The sequence below is a fragment of the Enterobacter cloacae complex sp. OE43NF genome (assembly GCF_023544405.1).
GTDB lineage: Bacteria > Pseudomonadota > Gammaproteobacteria > Enterobacterales > Enterobacteriaceae > Enterobacter > Enterobacter cloacae.
Genome location: NZ_JAMJFW010000002.1, coordinates 193,724 through 201,887 on the forward strand (window position 1 = coordinate 193,724; position 8,164 = coordinate 201,887).

Sequence of the window (8,164 nt, forward strand, 5' to 3'; positions counted from 1 at the left end):
GAGAGGCGTTACCTCTCATAGGGTAGCAAAATTCAACACCCCAGGGGGACAATAATCTGAATGAATGTCAGGGTGGTATAAACTGTCCGGTGACGATCGCCGCGTTATCAATAAAGCCTGCGGGGTGGACATCGGGATTTACCGATTTGCAACGTGCCGGCAGCATGCACCAGATCCGCTAACGTACGAACCTGCATTTTATCCATCACCCTGCGTCGATGTACCTTCACCGTAATTTCTGTTATGCCCAGTTCCGATGCGATTTGTTTATTTTGCAAGCCATTAATTGCCAGCTCAAAAATCTGTTTCTCACGTCGCGTCAACGCCTGGTAATTTTTACACAGTTCAAATAACCGTTGCTGTTCCAGAAAATGGTTTGTCGCGTCGATCATTACCTCATTCACCACGCGCAAAAGTTGTTCAGGTTCGACCGGTTTGGTCAAAAAATCCCGGGCGCCTGCTTTCATTGCCCGTACGCAGGAAGGGATGGAGCCGCTCTTCGTCAGAATGAGTACCGGTATAGCGCATCCACGCGCTTTGAGTGCATCCATCACGTCAAAGCCATTCATACGCGGAAGGTTTAATTCAAGGATTAAGCATGAAGGATGATCAACGATGGGAGAGGATAAAAATTCTTCGGCATTACTGAAGTCAAACGTCTGATAGCCCGCGGCTGTTAAGAACTGAACAACAAACGACCGATATGCATCATCATCATCGATAACATAAATAACCTCTTCCATATCAATTTCTCCTGATTAAATCTTTCAGGGACATAATACGAACAGTTGCGTCCATTCCCAAAGTATTTATGACTGCTAACGTCATGCCGGATAACATTTCCACACCGTTCGCTTTCGAGAGCGAATAACGTTGATGCGCTCACATAGCCATTTCTGTCAGAAGCTATAGTCTCGCTTTCGCTTATTTCCCGGGAATGTTCTGAGTATGAATTTTTTTATGAAATTTCCGTGGTAGTCGTGATACCGGTTTCACACAAAATAAAAACGGGAGCCAGCAAGCTCCCGTTCTTGTTTAACCCAGAATCTGGATTACATATTCGCGATAATCGCGTCGCCAAACTCTGAACATTTCAGCAGTTTAGCGCCTTCCATCAGACGTTCGAAGTCGTAAGTTACGGTTTTCGCGTTGATCGCGCCTTCCATACCTTTGACGATCAGGTCTGCGGCTTCGAACCATTCCATATGACGCAGCAGTATTTCAACAAGGCGAAAGTAATTAATTGATTTTTAGAGAAATTTATCATAACTGGAGTTCTAGTCAAGCATTTTAAACCTTTACCTAACCCATTGATTAATTTCGATGAAGTTTGGGTTTTGATAACCTCTTTTTAGCAATCCTCAATTTTGAAACGCATCCCAAACCCATTAGTTCTTCTTGCCAGTTTTAACATTGATAGTTTTTGATTGTAAGTCGGAAAATAAACGTTCATAGACTAATTGAATTCGAGCCTTATCGGAATCGGTGTGAGCTGCACGATTTACATACTCTAAAATTTCACTTGCCAAAATATGTGCAGCATCTTCAAACTCGTGTGACCAACTACTTCCTAACATTGAAAGCCCTTTAAGCACTCTCCTTTGGATCTCACTCATTCCGGCACCATCACGGGCAATAGGTAAGAAAAAGTCTTCAAGTAGATCGCTGTTCTGAAGTGGCGCAACATGTATTGAAGGATATGTCACATCAGTTTCGTCAGATTTATTCTGCGCATAAGCCGATAGTATCCGTACACCTCTGCCAATGACATCAATTGCGGTTCCAGGATCGTTCACTGCCGGTGAAAGGGCTCTGCAAGCTATTTCAGCCATAACGCTAAGACAGAATCGGGGATCCTGAGAAAAGGAGCGTACATCCGAGACAATGATCGTCTCGAGCAAATCGGTTCTGATTAATGGCCCTTGCCCCTGACTCTGGTACATAACTGGCATCGACGGATGAATGAAACTGCCCGGTTGCGCCACAAGATAAACATGTCGAGGATCCTCAGACAACAGCTTACTGAGTTTCACCATATCAATATATTCAACGTATCCAATCATCTCCGGATACACTGCAACCGTTCCGTTTGGCTGTTCATCGTTCTCAAGCCATGGATATCCGCCCAGATACGGACTTTTTGCTCTTTCAACAAATGCTTCGATCGCCGCCTGCTCAACCTTTGCAGTCGTCTCTCCAACCCTTCCCAGAGAGGTCAAATGCTGTATCCAACGAAGCAATGTGATGAGAATTAAACCAATGACCACCAGTGTGACAACGAATAAAATGACTCTCCCCCTTTCTCCGTAGGCTCCCATATTAAGAGCAATGATCCCTACCAGACTGAAGAGAAAGGAACCGATGAATGTGGCCAGTACATTTTGTGTGGTTACGTCTTCAACAACTAGACGTGTAGCTCTTGGTGTCACATTAGTGGTAGCTGATCCGTACGCTGTGACCATGATACTAAGCGAAAATGTGGTAACTGCTAGCATACTCGATGCCAATATATTTAGTATGTTATCCACGGCTTCTGCGCCAACCTTCACCGATACCGACTCAGGGATCATTGATTTAAACAGAATTGATAAAAGAGCCGTCATTATCGCTACAATTGCGAATAATGCAGCCCTGAACCATAACTTTTTAAATACCTGCTTCAGAATCCATTGCCAGCGTGAGATCATTTGCATTCCCTCGTATTATGGCCAAGATAAATTAATGCCGCCCTCCAGGGCGGCATTTGATTGTATTAACGAACCAAGTGCAGGAAGTGCAGATGTTTTTCGTACTGGTCCAGTATGTCATTAATCAACTGTTCCTGGTTCCAGCCCATCACATCATAATTTTGACCGCCTTCTTTGAGATAAACCTCTGCGCGATAATATCGATGTTGCTCAGCCTGCTGCTCATCATTATCCATAGCAGCAAGGGCGAAGGTTGGCGAGTTATACCCGCGAAGCCTCACTTCATAAATATAGTTCAGTTCGTCACCCAGATCGACTTCAAGGCGAATACGATCGTCGGCAGCGTCATTAATGTGGCTAATCGTTCCCTGCTTGTTGAGCTCTTCCTGAACCAGCGTCATGGCGGGCTGGATAACGTCGTCCATAAAGCGTTTCACAAGAGAACGCTTAGGCAGATAGGCGATATTACGCAACCTTCTCTGCCAGGGAATCGGGTTACGTGCAGCCGTCGGCGCAATAGTTGCCATGCTCAGGCTTTCACGCTTCGTCAAATCCCGTCTCAGGGCTTTTAACAGTCCGTATATGGATACCAGTAAGATCACTGAGAAGGGTAATGCACTCGCTATTGTCACCGTTTGCAGCGCGCTTAGCCCACCCGCAATCAGAAGTGCAATTGCTACAATGCCCATGAGCGACGCCCAGAAGATACGCTGCCAGACAGGGGTGTTTGCCACCCCACCTGATGCCAGCGTATCCACAACCATTGCCCCCGAGTCAGCAGACGTTACGAAGAAGACGATGACCATCGCCATTGCAATGAATGACAGCACGGAGGAGAACGGGAAATGCTCCAGGAAATTAAACAGGGCCAGCGCGACATCCTGCTGAACGGTATTGGCGAGGTCAGTCGCCCCCTGGTTCATAATGAGATAGATCGCGCTGTTACCAAACACCGTCATCCACATGAGCGTAAAGCCGGCGGGAACAAACAGCACACCGGTAACAAACTCGCGAATGGTTCGACCGCGAGAGACCCTTGCGATGAACATCCCCACAAACGGCGACCATGAAAGCCACCATCCCCAGTACAATAATGTCCAGCCCCCCAGCCAGTTGCTCGACTTAGGTTCATATGCGTAAAGGTTGAAGGTTTTACTCACCAGCTCCGAAAGATAACCGCCCGTATTTTCCACAAATGACTTCAGCAGAAGCACGGTTGGTCCCAGACACAGGACCAGAGCCAGCAGCAGCACCGCCAGGCCTAGGTTGAGCTCGGACAGGATGCGTATTCCCTTGTCCAGGCCGGACACCACCGAAATCGTCGCTAGCCCCGTGATGACAACGATCAGAATGACCTGCACCGTTTCATTGATGGGCACCCCGAAAAGATGATTCAAACCAGCGTTCACCTGCAAAACACCGTACCCCAGCGATGTCGCAACGCCAAAGACCGTGCCGATAACGGCAAAAATATCTACCGCATGGCCTATAGGCCCATATATGCGATCGCCAATAATGGGATAGAGTGCGGAACGCAGCGTTAATGGCAGACCGTGACGGTAACTGAAGAAGGCCAGGATCAACGCCACGATGGCATAGATTGCCCATGCATGCAGGCCCCAGTGGAAGAACGTCAGGCGCATTGCTTCCTTCGCTGCCGCAACTGTCTCTGGGGTGCCAACGGGAGGTGAAAGATAATGCATCACCGGTTCAGCAACGCCAAAGAACATCAGGCCGATCCCCATCCCTGCCGAGAAAAGCATCGCAAACCAGGAGTGATAGCTGAAATCAGGCTGCGCATGGTCCGGGCCCAGCTTAATATCACCGTAGCGTGAGAGTCCCAGGAAGGTGACGCTCAGTAAAATGAGGGCCACGGCAAGGATGTAGAACCAGCTGGCATTCGTGAAGATTTGCTGCTGTAGAAGTTTAAAATTTTTGTCGGCGATATCCGGGAATACAGCGGCAAAGGCGACAAGAAGGAAAATTAACAAAGCAGATGAAAAGAATACCGCTTTGTTAATCTGGCTTTTGGACTGCTTTGGGATTGTATCATTTTCACTCATAATTATTCATTCCATTAACTTAAATCCACTTAAGATGACAGGCATTGCCTCTCATAGAGTAGCAAAAACTAGCAGTAAATGGGGCATATAATCAGAAGCCATGTTGTGGTTATATTCTCATATGCATTCTCCGATTTGGTCTGCTGTAATACTCTCTCATCATAATTGTTGAAAGTCACAAGGCTGAGGCACGTAGAAAGACTTAAATCAGCTTAGATACAGGAAATTTTTTATATAGCGTGCATACTGCAACGTCATAAATTATTGCGACCTGCTTCCTGTCTACGCCGTTCGCTATCAACCGCCCTGCCTGAGCCCATTGCTCCAGGGTAAGCTTCGGACGCCTGCCGCCGATTCGCCCTTGATCACGAGCTGCAGCAAGACCTGCCCGGGTGCGTTCCACAATCAACTCCCTCTCCATTTCCGCCAGGGCTGACATGATATGAAAGATGAAGCGCCCCATAGGGCTTGATGTATCGATACTGTCCGTGAGGCTCTTAAAGTGGATACCGCGCTGCCGAAGCTCGTCCACCAGCAGCACCAGATTACGCATGCTGCGCCCAAGGCGATCCAGCTTCCAGACCACCAACGTATCCCCCTCATTCAATGCCCTAAGAAGCTTTTTGAGTGCTGGTCGGTTCGCCACTGTTCCGCTCATTTTTTCTTCGAAAATCTGTTCACATCCTGCGCGTTCGAGTGCTTGCCGCTGAAGATCCGTATTTTGGTCATTTGTTGACACCCTTACATAGCCAATTTGCATATTTTTCACCCAGTTATTTCTGCAAAAAAATCAGGTGAAGTTATCGACCAGGCCGCTCAAGAACAATCTATAAAACGTCGGTTTAGGAAGTAGTGCGACGAAGGACGTCGGAACGAGCGAAGGAAACGTTCAGGTTGTCGGTGGACTTGGGGGGCCGGTGGACGCCTACAGGTTCTTCCAAATTGACTCGGCTTTACCTTCAAACACCATCAATTTGAATGATGCGCGCAACCCTGGTGTGTTTCCTAACCTAATCAATTTCACTACCGCTGTAAACACACCAGCGGCAAGCGGATACGGGTATATTCAAAACTATGTCCGAATTGCAGGCAGCAGCGGTGCATCGACTCAATTTATGTTGCCTTATGCCACGCAAACAGATGCCGGGCGGTTCTTTTACAGAGGTTTTAATACCAACGCCTGGGCACCGTGGAAAGAAATTTTAACTTCGGCGGTGTCCGACAGAACTATGAAAAACATCGGTGATGACCTCGATCTGGAAGAGGCATTGCTGAATATCTGCCGGATGGAATTCAAGCACTTCACCTTTAAAGATGATGAAACTCAAACCCCACGGCGCGGGGTTATCTCTCAGCAAATAGAGAAAATCGACCCAGAATATGTAAAGCAAATTGGCGGTCTGCTGCATCTCGATCAGACACCAATGTTGCTCGATGGGCTGGCGGCAATCAAAGCGCTGGCAACCCGCGTCAGCGCATTAGAGGGAAACGCTAAACCTCAGGCTCCTGGCTCATTCGCTGGTTAAACAGTGACTCTGCGGGCATATCCAGGCGAACATCGATCCAGCTGTTCGCCGGAACATCCATCAGCTCTCCTTTCGTTTTGATCATCTCTCCGTCATCGCTCAGTATGTATCTGCGCTTAAACAGGCGGATTGTCAGCCCGCCGTTCTCGGTTTGCTCTGCCTCAACTACACCCAGCTCTCCCATTCCGCCAGGGTCCATTGGCGGCAGCAGTTGCCATCCCTCTGACGCCAGACCTGCCGAACCCGCGATCATGTAAACACCTACGTCGAGGCGAGAAAGAGTTATTCCCTCCGCCTCAGAGTTCGCCGTTCCACAGCCGCACCAGGAGAACCCATCCTCTGCTATATCGGCACGCTGGCAGGATTCATGGCTCGATACGATACGGGCAACCGGGGACGCAGCTTTCAATGTGCCATCGCTGGCTTTGGTAGTATTTGCAGTCGTATACAATTCAGTCCAGCCCCCGCTAGTGGTGCCAGTACGATTGAGGATAAATGCCCTTGGTTTTCCTTCGGAATATTTAAGCGATAGCTGGGCTCGATAATAACTGGAAGCAGCCAGAACCAAATGACACCAACCTGCATCTGATGTTGGTTGCGACACCCCAGCATCACCAGGTGTGTAAAACATGTTTGTTATAGTGTCCGAGTAAGGTGCTCTTGGAAGCGTAGAACCCAGCCCAAAATCACCCACAGAAAGCATATCCCCGGAGGAACTGTAAGCATTCCTCGTCGCGCTACTTCCTAAACCGAGGTTTGTGCGACTGCCTTCTGCCGTTGTTGCCCCGGTGCCACCCTGCGCAATAGAAAGCGCAGTAGTGAGCCCTTTCAGCTCCGTGATATCGCTATTTGAACCCTTTCTGGCAAGTGCACCTATGCCCGGAATATTTACGGAAGATCCGTTGATAGTAACGGTGATAGTCTGGTTTGCGGATGTGGTGGCGAACGTCTCCCAGGCGCCGATATTCTCATCATACTCTTTGATGAGCTGCGACATCGCCTGCGCCAGGCCATCGACAGAGATATTGTCTGATATCAGAATGCCGTACTTCTGGCCGCTCAGCGCCGGGGAAGCAGCTGGCGTAACCGTCATTGACGTGGCGCTGTTCACGGATGAAATCTGGAACAGCTGCACCGGGTTAGACATCACGATAATTGTCTGGCCAGCGCGAACCTGGCTGGCTGGTGCCGTCCAGTTCGTGCCAGTGCCGGTTGCGGTATTTCCGTTAATTGCGATGGTGCCGGTGTTATAAAGCATAAACTACCTCACGATAATAACGATCGTTAAAAGCGATCAATCATTTAAAATTGATCGCTCATATCAATCTGACTATTTTTTAAACTCAAATAAAATGGAAGTTCCCGCATAAACAGGAACGTTGAAATGAAACTTTTATTTGCTGCAGCGCTTTTGCTGTCGGCTGGATGTACGAACAAACACACAGATAATGCATTCCAGATGGACTATCCCGTTGATGCCGCTCGTTTATCGCTGGGTGGCGATATTCACGTTAATATCGACTGTGCCACCAGAGAGGTGGAAGTTATTTCAGACAGCAGCAACGGAATATTCAGCCGACATATTAATAAACGGTTAAGTAATATTTGTTATAAAAAAACGGATAAGCTGGATGTGGTTTATCGCTTCAATTCAGCAAAGGGCGTAAATCAAGATATGATCGCGACTCATTACCCGCGCGTTCCTCCCGTCTCAAATGCCAACAAACTGAGCGATGGGGATTCTTAGGCCCCGCCCCTGAAACGTCTGGCTCCAGCTGCGCTGGTTATTTGAAATGTATCTGCCCTGCAGCTGAGAGCCAGTCCATTTGAGCACCACACCTGAATACCCGACAACCGTACCATCATCGCTGAGGTTTCCCGGGCAGTT

Annotated in this window: 8 protein-coding genes and 1 pseudogene; 2 read left to right on the forward strand and 7 right to left on the reverse strand. The window is 48.3% G+C overall.

What is annotated here, in order from left to right; genetic code table 11:
* Nucleotides 1–107: 107 nt before the first annotated feature.
* The 5 genes and pseudogenes from M8370_RS02325 to M8370_RS02345 all read right to left on the reverse strand — a co-directional run bounded on the left by M8370_RS02325 (nucleotide 108) and on the right by M8370_RS02345 (nucleotide 5,510).
* On the reverse strand, nucleotides 108–743 hold the full coding sequence (locus M8370_RS02325) for a response regulator transcription factor (RefSeq protein ID WP_250020437.1): 636 nt from the start codon (nucleotides 741–743) through the stop codon (nucleotides 108–110).
* 309 nt (nucleotides 744–1,052) lie between these two features.
* Nucleotides 1,053–1,223: pseudogene (locus M8370_RS02330) on the reverse strand (NADP-dependent isocitrate dehydrogenase); the annotation flags it as partial.
* 165 nt (nucleotides 1,224–1,388) lie between these two features.
* Nucleotides 1,389–2,687 carry a DUF2254 domain-containing protein gene (locus M8370_RS02335; RefSeq protein ID WP_250020438.1) on the reverse strand — a complete coding sequence of 433 codons (1,299 nt, stop codon included), beginning with the start codon at nucleotides 2,685–2,687 and terminating at the stop codon, nucleotides 1,389–1,391.
* A 65-nt stretch (nucleotides 2,688–2,752) separates the two neighbouring features.
* Nucleotides 2,753–4,750 carry a BCCT family transporter gene (locus tag M8370_RS02340; protein WP_250020439.1) on the reverse strand — a complete coding sequence of 666 codons (1,998 nt, stop codon included), beginning with the start codon at nucleotides 4,748–4,750 and terminating at the stop codon, nucleotides 2,753–2,755.
* A gap of 202 nt (nucleotides 4,751–4,952) precedes the next feature.
* The gene (locus tag M8370_RS02345; RefSeq protein ID WP_250020443.1) at nucleotides 4,953–5,510 is read right to left on the reverse strand and encodes a recombinase family protein; all 558 of its coding nucleotides are present in this window, start codon (nucleotides 5,508–5,510) and stop codon (nucleotides 4,953–4,955) included.
* A gap of 157 nt (nucleotides 5,511–5,667) precedes the next feature.
* On the opposite strand from M8370_RS02345, the gene M8370_RS02350 reads away from it, so the two are divergent.
* Nucleotides 5,668–6,276, forward strand: a complete 609-nt coding sequence (locus tag M8370_RS02350; protein WP_250020440.1) for a pyocin knob domain-containing S74 family peptidase — start codon at nucleotides 5,668–5,670, stop codon at nucleotides 6,274–6,276.
* Here the strand turns inward: M8370_RS02350 and M8370_RS23560 are convergent.
* Complete coding sequence (locus M8370_RS23560) at nucleotides 6,242–7,534, reverse strand: phage tail fiber protein (protein ID WP_250020441.1); 1,293 nt, start codon at nucleotides 7,532–7,534, stop codon at nucleotides 6,242–6,244. The genes M8370_RS02350 and M8370_RS23560 overlap by 35 nt on opposite strands.
* A gap of 126 nt (nucleotides 7,535–7,660) precedes the next feature.
* On the opposite strand from M8370_RS23560, the gene M8370_RS02360 reads away from it, so the two are divergent.
* On the forward strand, nucleotides 7,661–8,023 hold the full coding sequence (locus M8370_RS02360) for a hypothetical protein (RefSeq protein WP_250020442.1): 363 nt from the start codon (nucleotides 7,661–7,663) through the stop codon (nucleotides 8,021–8,023).
* Here M8370_RS02360 and M8370_RS23565 read toward each other — a convergent pair.
* Nucleotides 7,988–8,113 (reverse strand): DUF8377 family phage-derived protein, encoded by a 126-nt coding sequence (locus tag M8370_RS23565; RefSeq protein WP_502799538.1) that lies wholly within the window; start codon nucleotides 8,111–8,113, stop codon nucleotides 7,988–7,990. The genes M8370_RS02360 and M8370_RS23565 overlap by 36 nt on opposite strands.
* Nucleotides 8,114–8,164 lie beyond the last annotated feature (51 nt).